Origin of the sequence: Roseateles sp. (assembly GCF_044373315.1) — a bacterium.
In the GTDB taxonomy this organism is placed as follows: domain Bacteria; phylum Pseudomonadota; class Gammaproteobacteria; order Burkholderiales; family Burkholderiaceae_C; genus JACDQM01.
In genome coordinates, this window is the sequence record NZ_JBILQK010000031.1 from 22,255 (window position 1) to 40,418 (window position 18,164).

Genomic DNA, 18,164 nt, shown 5'->3' on the forward strand with positions numbered 1-18,164 from the left:
GAGCGCTGTGTGCTGGCCGCCCGCGTCGACGAGCGTCGCCCTCCCTCTCGGTCCTTGCCCAGGCGCAAAGGGCAAATTCCAAGCCATTTTGCTGCTTGCCAGCAAAGATCCGAATCGGGCCGATGGAGCCACACGGTGAAGGCGCACAGGCTTGCCCGCTCAGCCTCAAAGGGATCGGCCGCCCATGTCGGAACAGGGCTACAGTTGAAACCGGAAAGAGTGGCGTCAGCCATGCTGCCACTGCCTCAGCAACGACCGATCCACAAAACGGAGACACCATGACCAAACTGCAACTGCTCATCCCCTTGAGCCTCGCCTTGGCTGCGCCTTGGAGTCAGGCCCAAAACATCCACCTGGCCCGCAATCTGGCCGCGACTTGCGCCAATTGCCATGGCACGAACGGCGTTGCAGTTGGCGAGATGAAAACTTTGGCAGGCCGCCCGGCAGCGGAACTGATCCAGATGATGAATGAGTACAAGGCTGGCACGCGCCCGGCAACGATCATGCATCAGATCTCCAAGGGCTACACCGACGAGCAGATTCGCTTGATCGCTGAGTTCTTCGCAGCCCAACCCAACAAGAAGTGATTCAGGAGACCTCAATGATTCAAGAACAAGGACTCAATCGCCGCCGCCTGCTCGCAGCCGGTGCCCTGTTCGCGACGGCCGGTCTGAGCGGCTGCGCCAGCACCGCAAGCGGCCCTTCGATCGGACGCGTCGTGGTCATCGGCGGCGGTTTTGGTGGCGCAACGGCTGCGCGCTACTTGAAGCTGTGGGGCGGCAATATTGACGTGACTCTCGTCGAGCGCAATCCCAACTTCATCTCCTGCCCGATTTCCAATCTGGTGCTGGGCGGACACAAGCAGATGGCCGACATCACCCGCGGCTACGATGGTTTGAAGGCCCTGGGCATCAAGGTTTTGCAGGGCGAGGTCCGAACCATCGATGCAGCAGCCAAGAAGGTCCGCTTGGCTGACGGAAGCGAACTGGCCTTTGACCGCCTCATCGTCTCTCCAGGCATCGACTTCATGGCTGATCAGGTCGGTGGGCTGAAGGCTGCACTGGACGCCGGGCAAGTTCAGCACGCCTGGAAGGCCGGGCCCCAAACCGCCGCCCTGCGCCGACAACTCGAAGCGATGCCAGACGGCGGCGTGTTTGCGATGAGCATCCCCAAGGTGCCCTATCGCTGCCCTCCTGGGCCCTACGAGCGCGCGTGCATGGTGGCCAGCTACCTGAAACAGCACAAGCCCAAGTCCAAGGTACTGGTGCTGGACGGCAATCCTGAAATCCAGTCGAAGAAGGCATTGTTCGAGCGCGCCTTCAAGCAGCACTACGACGGCCTGCTGGAGTACCGCCCGAATGCTGAGATCAAGGAAGTCGCCAATGGCGGGCGCCTGGCCAGGCTTGAGTTCGAAGACGTGAAGGCCGACGTCCTGAACGTGATTCCGCCCCAGCGGGCAGCTGACTTGGCGGTCTCGGCCGGCTTGGTGAATATCAACAACCGATGGGCTGGCGTGAACTGGTTGACGATGGAGTCGACCGCAGCGCCGGGCGTCCATGTGCTGGGCGATGCCACCTTCCCAGCTCCAGCCATGCCGAAGTCAGGGCACATGGCCAATCAACACGCGAAGGTGGCGGCGGCCGCCATCATCCAGTTGCTGAAGGGCGAAGCGGTCAGCAGCACGCCGGTCGTGATGAACACCTGCTACAGCTTTGTCACGGCGCGCGATGTGGTGCACGTCGCATCTGTGCATCAGTACGACAGCACCGACAAGACTTTCAAGGCCGTGCCGGGCTCAGGTGGCGTCTCCGCGGGCGCGAACCAACTGGAAGGCGGATACGCCCTGTCCTGGGCTCAAAACATCTGGTCTGACATGCTGGGCTGAGACAGACAGCTATCTCCAGCTGTCTGACGGTCTACGAACAGGGGCGGTTGCGCATGCGCACCGCCCTTGTTCAATTCAAGCCGCTGATGTACGCCGACACCGACTTGAGCTCCAGCTCGCTGAGCTTGCTGGCGATGCTGTGCATGACCGCGTTGTCATTGTTGCGTTCGCGCTTGTTGAACTGACGCAGCTGAGCCTCGGTGTACTGCGCATGCTGCCCGGCCAGACGCGGAAGCTGTTCGTTGCCTTCGCCCTTGACGCCGTGGCAACTGGCGCAGGCCGCTACGCCAGTGAAGGGATTGCCACGCAGAAAGATGAACCGCCCGACCTGAGCCAACTCAGCGTCCTCAACAGAGTGAGGCTGCGCTTGGCGAGACGCGAAGTACAAGCCCAAGACCTTGAAGTCGCTGGCACTCAGCCCCTCCACCATCGGCTGCATGGTGCTGCTCTTGCGCTTGCCGGTCTGATAGTCACTCAGCTGGCGCGCAAGATAGGCCGCATGCTGTCCGGCCAAGCGAGGAAACACCGGACTCGAACTCTCACCATCAGCGCCATGGCAGAGAAAGCACTTGCCCTGCACGATCTCTTCGGCACGCGCCAACTCAGCGCCCGCCAGCGTCTGGGCTCCCGCGATGGCAGTGCCCCCGAACAGCGCCACCATCGTCAAAAATCGCTTCATCTTCACCCCTATCTCCGCGTCTCGTTCGACGCTTGGCGCGCCGACAATGGACGATGCTGCAGATATTAGCCGAATCGAATATATGAGGCACCTGAATGCAGGCAAGCCCGCCCTGGCACGAGAGAAGTGATGCGCGCGCACATCAATCGCCCGGCAGTAAGTCGCAAAGCGGGGAGAGAGTTCAGCGCGCGCACACTATCGGGTGGCGCTCGGTTTACAGTCTCAAACCATGGGCCATCATGCCCCGCCAACACGTTTTGGCCCTGAGCGCCTTGCTCCTGCCGCAACGTCAACCTTATGCATGTGGACAACTCACTGAGCGAGCCAGCGCACTCCAGCCTCTCAGGCGTGGCTCGCGTCCTCGTCAATGCCGGCAAGCTGCCATCGCGCGCTGCTGAGGATTTCGTTCGACAGTCTCGCGAGAAAAAGCTCAACTTCGTCAGCACCGTCGTTGGCGCTGGCGCCGTGTCCCCAGTTGAGCTCGCGCATACGCTGTCAACTGCGCTGGCACTGCCGCTGCTTGATTTGAACGCCGTCGATCCGCAGCGACTGCCCCACAACATCATCGATGCCAAGCTGGCTCACCAGTACCAGGTGGTGGTGCTGGGCCGGCGCGGGAACCGGCTGTTCATTGGTGGCGCCGACCCAACCGACCAGGAAGTAGTCGAGCGCATCAAGTTCGCCACCCAGCTCCAGCCGGAATGGGTGATCGTCGAACACGACAAGCTGAGCAAGCTGCTCGCCGGCAGCGGGGCCAGCGCCAGTGAAGCGCTGGAAGCCATTGCAGGCGGCGACTTCGACTTCGACATCGCCGAGGAAGACACTGCGGCGAAAGAAGAAGCCGCCGACATGACCGATGTGGAAGACGCGCCGGTGGTGCGTTTTCTGCAGAAGATGTTGATCGATGCAATCAATATGCGGGCATCGGACCTTCACTTCGAGCCCTACGAGTACCACTACCGAGTCCGCTTCCGGGTTGACGGTGAATTGCGCGAAATCACCCAGCCGCCGATTGCCATCAAGGACAAGCTGGCCTCGCGCATCAAGGTGATCTCGCGCATGGACATCGCCGAGCGCCGCGTGCCGCAGGACGGCCGCATGAAGCTCAAGTTCGGGGCCAAGGCGATCGACTTCCGGGTCAGCACCCTGCCCACCTTGTTCGGCGAAAAGATCGTGATCCGTATCCTGGATCCGTCCTCAGCCAAGCTGGGCATCGAGGCATTGGGCTACGAGAAGATCGAGAAGGAGCGGCTGCTGGCCTGTATCCAGCGGCCCTACGGCATGATCCTGGTGACCGGCCCGACCGGCTCGGGCAAGACCGTCTCGCTCTACACCTGCCTGAACATCCTGAACCAGCCGGGCGTCAACATCTCCACGGTCGAGGACCCGGCCGAAATCAACCTGCCAGGCATCAACCAGGTCAACGTCAACGACAAGGCCGGGCTGACTTTCTCCGCGGCGCTGAAGTCCTTCCTGCGCCAGGATCCGGACGTGATCATGGTCGGCGAAATCCGCGACCTCGAAACAGCCGATATCGCCATCAAGGCCGCGCAGACCGGTCACATGGTGATGAGCACGCTGCACACCAACGACGCGCCGACCACACTCACCCGTCTGCTCAACATGGGTGTGGCCCCGTTCAACATCGCCTCCAGCGTGCTCCTCATCACCGCGCAGCGGCTGGCTCGGCGGCTGTGCGAGAACTGCAAGGCGCCGGCCGAATACCCGCGCGACGCACTGCTGCGCGCCGGCTATGCCGAGGTCGACCTCGATGGCAGCTGGAAGCCCTACCGCGCAGTCGGCTGCTCAAGTTGCAACAACGGGTATCGGGGGCGAGTCGGCCTTTACCAAGTGATGCCAGTGAGCGAGGCCATCCAGCGCATCATCCTGTCCGAAGGCACAGCCATGGATATTGCGTCCCAGGCGCGCGCCGAAGGCGTGCGGGACCTGCGTCAATCCGGCCTGGTCAAGGTCAGGGCAGGTGTGACAACGTTGGAAGAAGTGCTTGCAGCCACCAATGAGTAATCAGCAGCGGTACCACAACAGTGACAGCAACCGGCCGCCAGCGGCCGGTCGACGAATCCCCAGGAGGTGATATGGCGACAAGCGCAAGCGCCAAGGGCGGCGTGAAGGAATTCGTGTTCGAGTGGGAGGGCAAGGACCGCAACGGCAAGATCGTGCGTGGCGAGATCCGCGCCGGCGGCGAAGCGATGGTCAGCGCCACCCTGCGCCGCCAGGGGGTGCTCGTCAGCAAGGTCAAGAAGCGCCGCGTCAGCGGTGGCAAGTCGATCAAGCAAAAGGACATCGCCGTTTTCACGCGCCAGCTCGCCACCATGATGCGAGCTGGTGTGCCACTGCTGCAGGCTTTTGACATCGTCGGCCGCGGCAGCACCAACCCACGCCTCACGCGCCTGCTCAACGACATCCGCCAGGATGTCGAGACCGGCACCAGCCTGTCGTCGGCCTTCCGCAAGCACCCGATGTATTTCGATGCGCTGTACTGCAACCTGGTCGAAGCCGGTGAGTCGGGCGGCATCCTGGAGGCACTTCTGGACCGACTGGCGATCTACCAGGAAAAGACTGTCGCGCTCAAGAACAAGATCAAGTCAGCCCTGACCTACCCGATCGCTGTGATGATCGTGGCCATCGTGGTGCTGGCCGTCATCATGATCTTCGTGGTTCCCTCCTTCAAGGATGTTTTCACCTCCTTCGGCGCTGATCTGCCTGCGCCCACGTTGATGGTGATTGCCATGTCGGAGTTCTTCGTCGCCTATTGGTGGGCATTGTTCGGCGGCCTGGGCGGTGGCCTTTACTTCTTCTTCCAATCTTGGAAGCGCTCCGAGAAGATGCAGAAGGCCATGGACCGACTGCTGCTCAAGATCCCGGTGTTCGGTGACCTGCTTTACAAGTCAGCCATCGCACGCTGGACGCGCACGCTAGCCACCATGTTCGCCGCCGGCGTACCGCTGGTCGAGGCGCTGGATTCGGTGGGCGGTGCGTCAGGCAACGCCGTGTTTTCCGAAGCCACCGAGAAGATCCAACGTGAAGTTTCCACGGGCGCGGCCCTGACCACCTCGATGCAGAACACCGGCATCTTCCCGACCATGGTGATCCAGATGGCCTCGATCGGCGAGGAATCCGGTTCACTGGATCACATGCTGTCCAAGGCCGCCGAGTTCTATGAGGACGAGGTGGACGAGGCCGTCAAGGCGCTGTCCAGCCTGATGGAGCCCTTCATCATCGTGATCCTGGGCACCCTCATTGGGGGCATCGTGGTGGCGATGTACCTGCCCATCTTCAAGCTCGGCCAGGTGGTCTGATACACGTCTATGAGCTTCTACTTCGATTGGCTGCTCACACCCTGGGGCTTGGGCTTGCTGGGCCTGTGCATCGGCAGCTTTCTCAATGTGGTGATCCATCGCCTGCCGCAGATCATGGAGCGCCAGTGGCTGGCCGATGCCGCAGCACAGCTGGCGGACGTCAGCAGCCTGCTGCGCACCGGTGGCCTCAGCAAGCCACTGGCTGACAAGCTGTCCATCGCCGCCGGCGATGCAAGCCAGCAGTTCGAGAAGCTGGCACCGCTGGGCATTGCGACGCCGCGTTCACGCTGCCCGCAATGCGGCCACCAGCTGGCCTGGCACGAGAATCTGCCCTTGCTCGGATGGCTGCGCCTGGGCGGCCGCTGCTCCTCCTGCAAGACACGCATCTCGGCACGCTACCCCTTGATCGAGCTGCTGACCGGACTGGCATTCGCCGCCATCGGCTGGCGCTTCGGCGCCCAGCCTGCCAGCCTGTTGTGGTGTGGCTTCATTGCAGCGCTGATCGCCTTGGCCGCCATCGACTGGGACACCACCTTGCTGCCCGACTCCATCAACCAACCCTTGCTGTGGGCCGGCTTGGCCGCAGCCTTGATGGGGTGGACGGGCGTGTCGCTGACGGCAGCGTTGAGCGGCGCCCTGCTAGGCTACCTATCGCTGTGGTCGGTCTACTGGCTCTTCAAGCTGACCACCGGCAAGGAAGGCATGGGCTACGGCGACTTCAAGCTGCTGGCCGCCCTGGGCGCCTGGCTGGGCTGGCAGATGGTGCTGCCCATCGTGCTGGGCGCTTCGGTGATCGGCGCGCTGGTCGGCATCGGCATGAAGCTCTCCAGCAGCCTGCGCGAAGGTCGCTACGTGCCCTTTGGCCCCTTTCTGGCGGGCGGTGGCCTGGTCGTGCTGTTTGCCGGCTCGGAGCGCGTGCTCGGCTGGATGGGCTGGGCCTGAAGCGGTGTACGCGGCTTCAAGCGTGAGCCATCGCCTATGCGTATCGGTCTGACCGGCGGGATCGGCAGCGGCAAGAGCACCGTCTCCGGTTTCCTGCTTGAATGCGGCGCCGCCGTCATCGATGCGGATGCGATCTCGCGCGAACTGACCGGCCCAGGCGGCGGCGCCATCCCGGCGCTGGCCGCAGCCTTTGGGCCACAAACGCTGGACAGCCGCGGCGCGCTGGACCGGGCGCATATGCGCGAGCTGGCTTTCAGCGACCCCGATGCGCGCCGGCGCCTGGAAGCCATCCTGCACCCGATGATCAGCAGGGAAACCGAAGCCCGCGCCGCGGCGGCCCAGGCGACGCTGCTGGTCTTCGATGTGCCCCTGCTGGTCGAATCAGGTCGCTGGCGCCAGCGGGTCGATCGCGTCCTGGTGGTGGACTGCGAGGAAGAGACGCAGATTCAGCGCGTCATGCAACGCTCGGGCTGGACGCGCGAAGGCGTCGAGGCCGTGCTCAAGCAGCAGGCCAGCCGGGCCAGCCGGCGCGGTGCGGCAGATGCCGTGATCTACAACGAGCGCTACAGCGTGGACGAATTGCGCCAGCAAGTCCTGACGCTGGCAAAGCGTTGGCAAGGCGCCGGCATGGCGTGATTCAAGGGCAAAGCCCAGGCCGGGAGACGCGCGCATGTGAAACAATCGGTGCCGGCGCATTGGGCGCCATCGATCTGTGCTCACCGACAAGGAACGGCCGCCTTGGTCCTCTACGAATATCCGTTCAACGAGAGCATCCGCACGATGCTGCGTCTGGAACATCTGTTCGACCGTCTGGGGCAGCTGATCCCGCGCGATACCGCGCTGGACCATCACTTCGCCCTCGTGACCATCTTCGAGATCATGGACGTCGCCTCGCGCGCCGACCTGAAATCCGACCTGCTCAAGGAACTTGAGCGCCACAAGGCCCTGCTCAACAGCTACCGCGGCAATCCGGCCATCTCGGAAAGCGCGCTGGACGAAGTGGTGCAGCGCATTGATCACGCGTTCTCCGGTCTCAACCAGCTCAGCGGCAAGGCCGGCCATGCGCTGACCACCAACGACTGGCTGATGAGCATCCGCAGCCGCATCAGCATTCCGGGCGGCACCTGCGAGTTCGACCTGCCGGCCTACTACACCTGGCAGCAGTTCCTGCCAGTGCGCCGCCGCAACGACCTGATCCAGTGGACGCAATCGCTGATGCCGCTGGCCGAAGCCCTGCGTGTGCTTCTGGGTCTGCTGCGCGATTCCGGGGCGCCCCACAAGGTGGCTGCCCAGGGCGGCCAGTTCCAGCAGAGCCTGCCGGCCGGACGCACCTACCAACTGCTGCGCATGCGCATCGATCCCAGTCTGGGGCTGATTCCCGAGATCACTGGCCACCGCTTGATGGTGTCGATCAGGCTGATGCGCCAGGACGAGGAAGGTCGGCTCAAGCTGGCCGCGCAGGACACCAGCTTCGAGCTGACCTTGTGCTCATGAGCACGCCGAACCCGACTCCCGCCGCACGCATCGTGCGCTGCCCCACCTGCGGTGGCGACAGCATCTATGCGCCCAGCAATTCGTGGCGCCCTTTCTGCGGCGAGCGCTGCCGCCAGATCGATCTCGGCGCCTGGGCCAGCGAGAGTTTCCGCGTCGAAGCGGCACCGCCCACGGACGATTCAGCCCGGGAGCAGTAAGCCCTGCCGCTGCAACTCAGCGCGTGCGTTCGCTGCCGTGCTGAAGTGCAGCGCCTGCCACCCCAAGGCCAGCGCGGCCTCGATGTTGACCGGATGGTCATCGAGAAACAGGCAGCTCTCAGGCGCCACGCCGAAACGCTCGGTCGCCAGCTGAAACACCTCGGCACGCGGCTTGGACAGCTTGACCCGGCCCGAGAACACGCCGGCTTCAAACCAGTCCTTCAGCGGATGGTGCTGCTCCAGATGATCCGCATAAGGCTCAGGCATATTGGACAGATAGAACAGACGATGACCGGCGGCCTTGAGTTGCTGGATGAGCGCCACCGTCTCCGGCACTGCCTGCAACTCGTCCGGCACCGCATCCACCACCCGCTGCACCTCCTCCCTCGACCAGCCGGTGCGCGCGCTGATGCGCGCCACCACCTCGTCAGCGCCTATCAGGCCCTGATCGAAGGCACCCCAGTCGCCGCCGTAGTTCTGAAAGAAGGTGGCCGCGGCGGCCACCCCCTCGGACGGGCTGCTCACACGCTGCGGCAAGACCCGCGCCAGCAAGCTCGGTGGGTGCCAGCGGAACACCACGCCACCGAAATCGAAGACGATGTTCATGGCTGGCGCAGCCAGTTCATCAGCCCGGCCGTCGAGCCATCCAGGCCCGCAGCATCGCCGCTGTCAAGGCGCGGCAGCAGCTGGTTGCACAAGGCCTTGCCCAGTTCCACACCCCACTGATCGAAGCTGTTGATGCCCCACAGCGCACCGCTGACAAACACACGATGCTCATACAAGGCGATCAAGGCCCCCAGCGCGCGCGGGGTCAGTCGATCCATCAGCAAGGTGGTGCTGGGGCGATTGCCAGGAAAGCTCCGGTGCCGGGCGACGGTCAATGCCCCCAGATTGCTGGCCGCCGTCGGTGCCTTCTCATGCAGGGCCTGCTCGACAGTCTTGCCTTGCATCAGCGCCTGCGACTGGGCCAGACAATTGGCCAGCAGCATCTGGTGCTGCTTCTGGAGCAGCGCGTCCAGTGCACCGCTGACATGCGAGCCATGCTCGGGATGGCGCACCGCGATGAACTCCACCGGAATCACATCCGTGCCTTGATGCAGCATCTGAAAAAAGGCGTGCTGGCCGTTGGTGCCAGGCTCGCCCCAGATGACCGGGCTGCTGCCGAACGGCAAGGCGTGCCCGTCCGCGTCCACACCCTTGCCATTGCTCTCCATCTCAAGCTGCTGCAGGTAGGCGGGCAGGCGCTTCAATCCCTGGTGATAAGGCGCGATGCAACGGCTGCTGAAGCCGTGGAAGTTGCGATACCAGACATCCAGCAGACCCAGCAGCACCGGCAGATTGCGCGAGAAGGGCTGCTCACGAAAATGCTGGTCCATTGCGTGCGCACCCGCCAGCAGCGCCTTGAAGTTCTGCGCGCCGATCGCGATGGCGATCGGCAGCCCGATCACCGACCACAGCGAATAGCGCCCCCCCACCCAGTCCCAGAAGCCGAAGGTGGTGCTGATGCCGAACTGTGCGGCCGCCTGCACATTGCTGGTGGTGGCGACAAAGTGACGGGCAATGTCCTTCCCGCCATGCGTCAGGTACCAGTCTCTGGCGGCCAGTGCATTGGCCAGGGTCTCCTGGGTGGTGAAGGTCTTGGACGCGATCACGAACAAGGTCTTGTGCGGATCGAGCTCAGGCAGCACCGAGGCCAGATCGTGCCCATCGACGTTGGAAACAAAGTGCAGGCGCTGGCTCGGCTGGCAGTAGGTGTCCGAGGCTGACCGCAGCGCACCCACCACCATGGCCGGACCGAGGTCGCTGCCACCGATGCCGATGTGGACGATGTCGCGGATGCCGCTGGCTGACGCATCGCGCACGCCTTCGGCGAAGGCCAGCATGCGCTCCAGCGCCTCCTGCACCTCGTCGCTGAAGGGAGCGGCACCGGCCGGCGCGCGCAGTGCGGTATGAAGCACCGCACGGCCCTCGGTGGCGTTGATGATGGACCCGCTGAACATGGCATCGCGCCTTGCCTCAAGGCCGCAGTCGCGCGCCAGCTGCATCAGCAAGTCGAGGGCGACCGAATCAATGCGGTTCTTGGACAGGTCAGCGAACACCTCGGGCGCCTGAAACGACCAAGCTTCAAAGCGCGATGGCTCCGACGCGAACGCCTCGCGCAGGTCGAAACCCTGCCCGCTGCGCTCGTAGTGCGCCCGCAGTTCTGCCCAGACCGGGCTCCGATCGCAGCGTGTGTGTGCCATCACAAGCCCTGGATGATCTGGTCGAGCTTGCCCGCATCCACCGCGAATGCACGGATGCCTTCGGCCAGCTTCTCGGTCGCCATGGCGTCCTGGTTCAGCGCGTAGCGGAAGCTCGCCTCGTCATGGCTGACCGGCGCGATATCGGCCGCACGCGCAGCTTCGGCATCCAGCACGCATGGCAGCGGCGCTTCGCTGGCCTGCAGCTGTGCCAGCAGCTCGGGGCTGATGGTCAGCAGATCGCAGCCGGCGAGCGCCTGGATCTGCCCGACGTTGCGGAAGCTTGCGCCCATCACCTCGGTGGCAATGCCATGCTTCTTGTAGTAGTTGTAGATCTGGGTCACCGACTTCACGCCAGGATCGCTAACTCCCGCACTGGCCGCCTCGTCCCAGGCGCTGCCGGCGCTCTTCTTGTACCAGTCGTAGATACGGCCAACAAAGGGCGAGATCAGCTGCACGCCGGCCTCGCCGCAGGCCACCGCCTGGCAGAACGAGAACAGCAGCGTCAGATTGCAGCGGATGCCTTCGCGCTCGAGCTCGCGCGCCGCCTGGATGCCTTCCCAGGTCGATGCCACCTTGATCAGCACGCGGTCACGACCGATGCCAGCGGCCTCGTACAGGCCAATGATGCGATGGGCACGTGCGATGGTTGCCGCCTTGTCGAAGCTCAGCCGGGCGTCCACTTCGGTCGACACGCGGCCGGGCACCACCTTCAGGATCTCCAGGCCGAAGCGCACCAGCACCTGGTCCACGATCTGGTCCAGCGGCTGGCCGCGGTGGGCCTGTACGGTGTCCTTCAGCAGCGGCGCGTAGTCGCTGGACTGCACCGCCTTCAGGATCAGCGAGGGATTAGTGGTCGCATCGCGCGGTGCGAACTGCGCCAGTTGCAGGAAGTTGCCGGTGTCGGCAACAACCGTGGTGAAAGCCTTCAGTTGTTCGAGCTGATTCATCGTGATTCCAGACAAGGATGCTGCAAGCACCCCGATTAGACCCGGGCGCGGCCGATCTCAAGTTACATGCGAAGTCCGCAGTTCCCCCAGCGCTGGCGCCCATGGCACCAAGCAGCCGGGTCGGTAGCAGTTGACCGCGACAAGAAACTTATGCATCATAATTCCAGAAACTTTGTTACATCAAGTGCCTTCGCGTCTCAGCCATGCGCGAGCGGGCACAGCACCAAGGCACGGCATGTCATTCGATCTCGTCTTCTTCGGCGGTACCGGCGATCTCACCTGGCGCAAGCTCATGCCTGCGCTGTTTCAGGCCTTCCGGCACGGCAAGCTCCCCGGCGGTGGCCGCATTCTTGCGGTCGCCCGCGACGAGATGAGCGACGAGCGTTACCGCGAGTGGCTGAAGGAGCGCTTTCGCGAGGTCGAAGGCCCCAAGCGCCCCAGTGACGAAGAGTTCGAGCGCTTCGCGGCGCTGGTGCATTACCGGCGCATGGACCTCTCCCAGCCTGAGCATTACCTGCGGCTGAAGGAGTGGCTGGCGACTGGGCAGGCAGAAACGGTGGTGCTGTATCTCGCCACCAGCCCACACCTGTTCACGCAGATTTGCGAGCAACTGGGCGCAGCCGGTCTCAACGACCCGCGCGTGCGCATCGTGCTGGAGAAGCCGCTGGGCCATGACTTGGCCAGCGCGCAGCAGATCAACCGCGTGGTGCGCTCGGTGTTCAAGGAAGAGCAGGCCTTCCGCATCGACCACTATCTGGGCAAGCCTTCGGTGCAGAACCTGATGGCACTGCGCTTCGGCAATGCGCTCTTCGAGCCGCTGTGGCGGCGCGAGAGCATCGCCAACATCCAGATCACACTGGCCGAGTCACTGGGAGTCGGCACACGTGGTCCGTTCTACGACGGCACCGGCGCGCTGCGCGACATGATCCAGAACCATGCGCTGCAGTTGCTGACGATGATCGCGATGGAGCCGCCGTCGACCAACGATGCCGATGCCATCCGCGATGAGAAGCTCAAGGTGCTGCGCTCGCTGAAGCCTTTCAGTGCGGAGACGGTGGCCAGGGATGTGGTGCGCGGCCAGTACCGCGCTGGCGCGGTGGACGGCAAGGCGGTGGTGTCCTATCTGGACGAAGGCAAGATCCCGGCGCAGAGCCAGACCGAGACCTTCGTCGCACTGCGCACCGAGGTGCAGAACTGGCGTTGGGCCGGCGTGCCCTTCTACCTGCGCACCGGCAAGCGTCTGGCTGCCCGCGATGCCCAGATCGTCGTCAACTTCCGACCCGTGCCGCACCCCATCTTCCCGGGCACCAGCCAGGCCAATCGGCTGGTGATCAAGCTGCAGCCCGAGGACGGGCTTGAGCTGCACCTGCTGGCGGCCAAGGGTGGCGCACATGGCGAGGCGCTGGCGCCGGTCTCGTTGGATCTGGACTTCGACAAGGCCTTTGCCGCCAACCGGGTCGGCGCCTACGAACGCCTGTTGCTGGACGCCATCGCCGGGCGGCTGAACCTGTTCGTTCGCAGCGATGAGCAAGAGCAGGCCTGGCGCTGGGTTGAACCCATCCTGGACGCTTGGCGTCTGGACGGCGGCGGTCCGCGTCCCTACAGCGCCGGCAGCTGGGGCCCGCCGGCCGCCAGCGCACTGGTTGCACGCGATGGCTTCGCCTGGGCGGAAGAGCATTGAAAGCGATCTCCACATGACCATCCTCGACCGCGTCAAGGCCGCGATCCCTGCCCTGCCTCCGGCCGAGCAGCGTGTGGCCAAGCTGCTGCTCAGCGATGCGCGCGCCTTCGCCACGTTACCGGTCAGCGAGCTGGCTGATCGCGCGCATGTTTCCAAGCCAACGGTGGTGCGCTTTTGCCGCAGCGTCGGCTATGACGGCCTGGCAGACTTCAAGCTCAAGCTGGCCGGCAGCGTCAATGAAGGCGTGCCCTTCGTGCATCGCGCGGTGGATGAAGATGAGAAGCCCGGCGACCTGATCGTCAAGGTGATCGATAACGCCGTTGCTGCGCTCCTGCATTACCGCAATGAAGCCGCCGGGCACGCTTTCGAGCGCGCCATCAAGGTACTGTCGGAGGCCGGCATCAATGGCAGGCGCATCGAGTTCTACGGCGTCGGCAACTCAGGCATCGTTGCGCTGGACGCGCAGCACAAGCTCTTCCGCCTGGGCATAAACACGGCCGCCTGGAGCGACAACCATGTGCAGCTGATGAGCGCCACCATGCTCAACCCCGGCGACTGCGCCGTGCTGATCAGTAATTCGGGCCGCAGCCGCGACCTGATCGAGGTGGCCGAGGTCGCCCGCAAGCGCGGTGCCACCACCATCGTGATCACGGCCAGTGGTTCACCACTGGCCGCGCTGGGGCAGCTGCCCGGCCAGATCCTGCTGACGGTGGACCATCCCGAGGACTTCGAACGCTACAGCCCGATGGTGTCGCGCCTGCTGCACCTGACCACCATCGACATCCTGACGACCGGCGTGGCACTGGCCATGGGTCAGGCACTGCGACCGACGCTGCAGGAAATCAAGCGCACGCTGCGCAGCAAGCGCTATGTGTGAGCGCCCTGGCGCTGTTTGCTAGGCGGCAGCCTGAGCGGCCGTCGGCCAGAGCAACTCATCCACGCCATAGACCCGCGCCAGCTCCAGCAGCTTGGGCGGCGCATTCTGGATCTGCAGCGTCATCCCCTGCTGGCTGCACAGCCGGGCGGCGGACAGCAGCAGGGTCAGGGCGGCTGAATCGAAGCTGCGCAGTTCACCGGCATTGAGCTGCAGCTGGCGCCCGGCCGCGTTGCCGATCTGTGCCGCCTCAGCCCGCAGACTGGATTCAAGCCCGGCCCAGAGGACTGGAGCCTCGGCCAGATGGACGGCATCAGGCAGCTTCAACATCGCCAGTGTCATGACTCAGGACTTGCCGCCGGCGGCCTTGGCATTGCGGTCGGCCAGCGCCTGGATCAGTCCATCGATGCCCTTGGCGCCGATTTCCTGCGCAAAGCTGTTGCGGTACTGATCCGCCAGCCAGATGCCCAGCACATTGACGTCGTAGATCTTCCAGACGCTGCCGACTTTCTCAAGCCGGTAGTCGAGCTGGATCGGGTCGCCCTTGCCGCGCACCTCGGTGCGAACGACGACTTCGGTGTCGTCCGCCGCAGCGCGCAGCGGCTTCAAGGCGACGCTCTGATCACGGACCTGCGCCAGAGCACCGGAATAGGTACGCACCAGCAGGGTCTTGAATTCGGCCTGCAGGCGTTGCTGTTGGTCCGGGCTCGCCTGACGCCAGAAGCGGCCTACGGCCGAGGAGGTCATGCGCTGGAAGTTCACATGCGGCATCACCTTGGTGTCGACCAGAGTGATGATGCGCTGGATATCGCCGGCCTGGATGGCCTTGTCGGACTTGACGGCCTCGATGGTCTCCAGCGAAAGCTGGCGGATCAGCAGATCGGGGGCGCTGGCATCGGCCGCCTGGGCCGAAATGTTCAGGCCGGCAGCCAAGCCCAGCACCATCAAGCTGCGCAGCAGCGCACGTTTGGAAACAGCAGACATTTCGATAGATCCTTTCAGTTCAGCCCAGCACAACCGGCCAGGCCAGCAATACAACGCAGCCGCAGCGGTTTGGTTTCAGGGCCCGGCTTGCGGATCGCCCTTGGGCGGCGTGATGACCTCGTACTCGTCACCCGAATCGTCGGCAAAACTGCCACGGCGCGTCAGGTAGGCATCGCGGATGAAGGTGTACTTGTCCAGTGCGATGCCGTCCAGCATCTCGCCAGCACGCAGAAAGTTCGCGCGCGTGTTGATAGTGCGCAGCGCAAAGATGCCGAACTGCACCTCGCCCACGTCGAACACCTGAGAGGGGCTGCCCCGCCAGTCCAACGGCATGGCCAGCGTGTCGCGCACCGAAGACGGACCGAACAAGGGCCACACGATGTAGGCGCCAGTGCCGGCACCCCAGCGGCCAAAGGTCTTGCCCATGTCTTCGGTCGTGCGCTCCAGCCCAACCTCACTGCCGATATCCAGCACGCCGACAAAACCCAGGGTCGAGTTGACCGCGAAGCGCATGGTCTGCTGCACACCGGTCTTGAAGCGGCCTTGCAAGAAAAGGTTCGCAGCCGACCAGCCGTCCGCCACATTTCCGAAGAAATTGTCGATCCCCAGGCGCACCGGCCGCGGCACCATCTCGCTGTAGGCGGTGGCGACCGGCTTCAGGACGGCCTCGTCCACACGTTCGTTGAAAGCGAACACCTTGCGGTTCCAGGCCTCCCAAGGATCAAGCTTCTGACCCTGTGAAAAGCCAGCACGCAGGCTGGAACAGCCGCCGAGCGTCAGCAGCAGCGCCAACGCCAGCAGCATCGTCAGGCCGCGCCCTCGGCGCTCAGCGTCGGACGGATACCGCATTTGCATCACTTCGCTCCAGAAGAGGTGCCGGAGTCTGCGGCCTTGTTGTAGAGGAACTGGCCGATCAGGTTCTCCAGCACAACGGCAGACTGGGTCTGCCTGATGATGTCGCCCGCCGCCAGGTTCTTCTCGTCAGCACCCGGCTCAAGTCCGATGTACTGCTCGCCCAGCAGGCCAGCCGTCAGGATCTTGGCCGAGCTGTCTTTAGGGAATGCAACGCCTTTGTAAAGATTGATGACGACCCGCGCCTGGAAGCTCTTGTCGTCGAAGCTGATCGACTCCACCCGCCCCACCACGACACCGGCGCTCTTCACCGCCGCACGCGCCTTCAGGCCGCCGATATTGTCGAACTTGGCTGTCAGCTGGTAGGTCTCATCGAAGTTCAGGCTCAGCAGATTGCCGGCCTTCATGGCCAGGAACAACAGTGCCGCGCCACCCAGCAGCACGAAAAAACCCACCAATGCGTCATGACGAGATGCTTGCATGCTCGTACTCCCTGTCAAATCGAAAACATCATCGCGGTCAGCACGAAGTCCAGCGCCAGCACCGCCAGCGAGGCCACAACCACTGTTCGCGTCGTCGCCTGGGCCACACCTTCGGGCGTGGGCTTGCAGGCATAGCCCTGAAGCAGGGCCACAAAGGTCACCGTCACGCCGAACACGACGCTCTTGATCACGCCGTTGCCCACGTCAGCGAACACTTCTACCCCACCTTGCATCTGCGACCAAAAGGCACCCTCATCGATGCCGATCAGCTTCACAGCCACCAGCCAGCCGCCAATCACGCCCACGGCCGAGAACACGGCAGCCAACAGAGGCATCGCGATCACGCCACCCCAGAAGCGCGGCGCCAGCACCCGGGTCACCGGGTCGACCGCCATCATCTCCATCGCGGTCAACTGCTCGCCGGCCTTCATCAAACCGATCTCAGCGGTCAGCGAGGTGCCCGCCCGCCCGGCAAACAAGAGCGCGGCCACCACCGGCCCCAGTTCACGCACCAGGCTCAGCGCCACAAGCAGCCCGACCGCCTCGGCCGAGCCATAGCGCTGCAGCGTGTAGTAACCCTGCAGCGCCAGCACAAAGCCGACGAACAGTCCCGACACGCCGATGATGGACAAGGAGTGGTTGCCCAAGAAAAAGATCTGCTCGCGTACCAGCCCGAAACGCATCAGTGCGGCCGGGCTGCGCTTGAGCAATTGCAGGAACAGGCGGGCGCTCCAGCCGATGCTGGCCAGATGCAGGCGCAGACCGCGCCCGACGCGTGCGGATACCAGCTTCATAGGCCCAGCCCCACACCAAAATCGCGCGCCACAGGGTCGGCGGGCTGATGGAAATGCACCGGCCCATCGGCCTGCGCGCCAACGAACTGCTGCACCAGCGGATCCTCGCTGTGCCGCAACTGCTCGGGCGTGCCTTGGGCCACCACCCGGCCATTGGCAATCATCGCCACCTGATCGGCAATCGCGAAGGTCTCGTGCAAGTCATGAGAGACGATGATGCTGGTCAGGCCCAGCGCATCATTGAGGTCGCGGATCAGGCGTGCGGCCACGCCCAGCGAAATCGGGTCCAGGCCGGCGAACGGCTCGTCGTAAAGCACCAGGTCGGGATCCAGCGCAATCGCGCGGGCCAAGGCCACCCGGCGCGCCATGCCACCGGAGATCTCTGAGGGCATCAGATCGCGAACGCCGCGCAACCCCACCGCATTCAGCTTCATCAGCACCAGGTCTCGAATCATGGTCTCGGACAGCTTGGTGTGCTCACGCAAAGGGAAGGCCACGTTCTCGAACACCGACAGGTCGGTGAACAGCGCGCCGAACTGGAACAGCATGCCCATGCGACGCCGCACGGCATACAGCTGATCACTGTTGAGCGTCGCGAGATCCTGGCCGTCGAACAGCACCTGGCCGGACAGAGGCCGGATCTGCCGACCCAGCAAGCGCAGCACCGTGGTCTTGCCGCCGCCGGAGGTCCCGATCAGCGCAAGCACCTTGCCGCGCGGCACCTGCAAATTCACATGTTCAAGGATGACGCGATCGCCGTAGCCGCAGCTGACGTCGCGCAACTCGATCA

General features: G+C 64.0%; 19 protein-coding genes. 9 read left to right on the plus strand and 10 right to left on the minus strand.

The annotated features are described in order from the left end of the window. Nucleotides 1-601 precede the first annotated feature (601 nt). Entirely contained in the window at nt 602-1,885 is a 1,284-nt protein-coding gene (locus tag ACIQ67_RS09485; RefSeq protein WP_397534119.1) for an FCSD flavin-binding domain-containing protein, read from the plus strand. Nucleotides 1,886-1,955: 70 nt separating this feature from the next. Here the strand turns inward: ACIQ67_RS09485 and ACIQ67_RS09490 are convergent, their stop codons facing one another. Continuing rightward, on the minus strand, nt 1,956-2,564 hold the full coding sequence (locus tag ACIQ67_RS09490; RefSeq protein WP_397534120.1) for a c-type cytochrome: 609 nt from the start codon (nt 2,562-2,564) through the stop codon (nt 1,956-1,958). A gap of 297 nt (nt 2,565-2,861) precedes the next feature. Between ACIQ67_RS09490 and pilB the strand changes: the two genes are divergently transcribed. The 6 genes from pilB to ACIQ67_RS09520 all read left to right on the plus strand — a co-directional run bounded on the left by pilB (nt 2,862) and on the right by ACIQ67_RS09520 (nt 8,517). Next, nucleotides 2,862-4,589, plus strand: a complete 1,728-nt coding sequence (gene pilB / locus ACIQ67_RS09495; RefSeq protein ID WP_397534121.1) for a type IV-A pilus assembly ATPase PilB — start codon at nt 2,862-2,864, stop codon at nt 4,587-4,589. Between the two features lie 71 nt (nt 4,590-4,660). Further along, the gene (locus tag ACIQ67_RS09500) at nt 4,661-5,884 is read left to right on the plus strand and encodes a type II secretion system F family protein (protein ID WP_397534122.1); all 1,224 of its coding nucleotides are present in this window, start codon (nt 4,661-4,663) and stop codon (nt 5,882-5,884) included. A gap of 9 nt (nt 5,885-5,893) precedes the next feature. Continuing rightward, nucleotides 5,894-6,826, plus strand: coding sequence for a prepilin peptidase (locus tag ACIQ67_RS09505; protein ID WP_397534123.1), 933 nt, complete (start codon nt 5,894-5,896; stop codon nt 6,824-6,826). 36 nt (nt 6,827-6,862) lie between these two features. Beyond that, nucleotides 6,863-7,462 (plus strand): dephospho-CoA kinase, encoded by a 600-nt coding sequence (coaE, locus tag ACIQ67_RS09510; protein ID WP_397534124.1) that lies wholly within the window; start codon nt 6,863-6,865, stop codon nt 7,460-7,462. A gap of 102 nt (nt 7,463-7,564) precedes the next feature. Further along, nucleotides 7,565-8,320 carry a cell division protein ZapD gene (gene zapD / locus ACIQ67_RS09515; RefSeq protein ID WP_397534125.1) on the plus strand — a complete coding sequence of 252 codons (756 nt, stop codon included), beginning with the start codon at nt 7,565-7,567 and terminating at the stop codon, nt 8,318-8,320. Beyond that, nucleotides 8,317-8,517: a DNA gyrase inhibitor YacG gene (locus tag ACIQ67_RS09520; protein ID WP_397534126.1), complete on the plus strand. Its 201-nt coding sequence runs from the start codon at nt 8,317-8,319 to the stop codon at nt 8,515-8,517. The genes zapD and ACIQ67_RS09520 overlap by 4 nt, the downstream gene beginning before the upstream one ends. Here ACIQ67_RS09520 and ACIQ67_RS09525 read toward each other — a convergent pair. Genes ACIQ67_RS09525 through tal form a run of 3 tightly spaced genes read right to left on the minus strand, consistent with a single transcriptional unit; the run spans nt 8,500 to nt 11,707 of the window. Then, nucleotides 8,500-9,123, minus strand: a complete 624-nt coding sequence (locus ACIQ67_RS09525) for an HAD family hydrolase (protein WP_397534127.1) — start codon at nt 9,121-9,123, stop codon at nt 8,500-8,502. The genes ACIQ67_RS09520 and ACIQ67_RS09525 overlap by 18 nt on opposite strands. Next, a complete protein-coding gene (gene pgi, locus ACIQ67_RS09530) occupies nt 9,120-10,760 on the minus strand; it encodes a glucose-6-phosphate isomerase (RefSeq protein WP_397534128.1) in 1,641 nt (546 codons plus the stop codon). Before pgi ends, ACIQ67_RS09525 begins: the two co-directional genes overlap by 4 nt. Further along, a complete protein-coding gene (gene tal / locus ACIQ67_RS09535) occupies nt 10,760-11,707 on the minus strand; it encodes a transaldolase (protein ID WP_397534129.1) in 948 nt (315 codons plus the stop codon). The genes pgi and tal overlap by 1 nt, the downstream gene beginning before the upstream one ends. A gap of 235 nt (nt 11,708-11,942) precedes the next feature. Here tal and zwf point away from each other — a divergent pair, with 235 nt between their 5' ends. Further along, nucleotides 11,943-13,388 (plus strand): glucose-6-phosphate dehydrogenase, encoded by a 1,446-nt coding sequence (gene zwf, locus ACIQ67_RS09540; protein WP_397534130.1) that lies wholly within the window; start codon nt 11,943-11,945, stop codon nt 13,386-13,388. 19 nt (nt 13,389-13,407) lie between these two features. Continuing rightward, nucleotides 13,408-14,265 carry a MurR/RpiR family transcriptional regulator gene (locus tag ACIQ67_RS09545; RefSeq protein WP_397534138.1) on the plus strand — a complete coding sequence of 286 codons (858 nt, stop codon included), beginning with the start codon at nt 13,408-13,410 and terminating at the stop codon, nt 14,263-14,265. An 18-nt stretch (nt 14,266-14,283) separates the two neighbouring features. On the opposite strand, the gene ACIQ67_RS09550 is transcribed toward ACIQ67_RS09545, so the two are convergent. From ACIQ67_RS09550 to ACIQ67_RS09575, 6 genes are all read right to left on the minus strand, one after another. After that, nucleotides 14,284-14,604 carry an STAS domain-containing protein gene (locus tag ACIQ67_RS09550; protein ID WP_397534131.1) on the minus strand — a complete coding sequence of 107 codons (321 nt, stop codon included), beginning with the start codon at nt 14,602-14,604 and terminating at the stop codon, nt 14,284-14,286. Between the two features lie 3 nt (nt 14,605-14,607). Beyond that, nucleotides 14,608-15,246 (minus strand): phospholipid-binding protein MlaC, encoded by a 639-nt coding sequence (locus ACIQ67_RS09555; RefSeq protein WP_397534132.1) that lies wholly within the window; start codon nt 15,244-15,246, stop codon nt 14,608-14,610. A 75-nt stretch (nt 15,247-15,321) separates the two neighbouring features. Then, on the minus strand, nt 15,322-16,095 hold the full coding sequence (locus ACIQ67_RS09560) for a VacJ family lipoprotein (RefSeq protein ID WP_397534133.1): 774 nt from the start codon (nt 16,093-16,095) through the stop codon (nt 15,322-15,324). 5 nt (nt 16,096-16,100) lie between these two features. Continuing rightward, a complete protein-coding gene (gene mlaD / locus ACIQ67_RS09565; RefSeq protein ID WP_397534134.1) occupies nt 16,101-16,580 on the minus strand; it encodes an outer membrane lipid asymmetry maintenance protein MlaD in 480 nt (159 codons plus the stop codon). 14 nt (nt 16,581-16,594) lie between these two features. Continuing rightward, on the minus strand, nt 16,595-17,374 hold the full coding sequence (gene mlaE / locus ACIQ67_RS09570) for a lipid asymmetry maintenance ABC transporter permease subunit MlaE (RefSeq protein WP_397534135.1): 780 nt from the start codon (nt 17,372-17,374) through the stop codon (nt 16,595-16,597). Further along, on the minus strand, nt 17,371-18,162 hold the full coding sequence (locus tag ACIQ67_RS09575) for an ABC transporter ATP-binding protein (protein WP_397534136.1): 792 nt from the start codon (nt 18,160-18,162) through the stop codon (nt 17,371-17,373). The genes mlaE and ACIQ67_RS09575 overlap by 4 nt, the downstream gene beginning before the upstream one ends. Nucleotides 18,163-18,164: the final 2 nt, after the last annotated feature.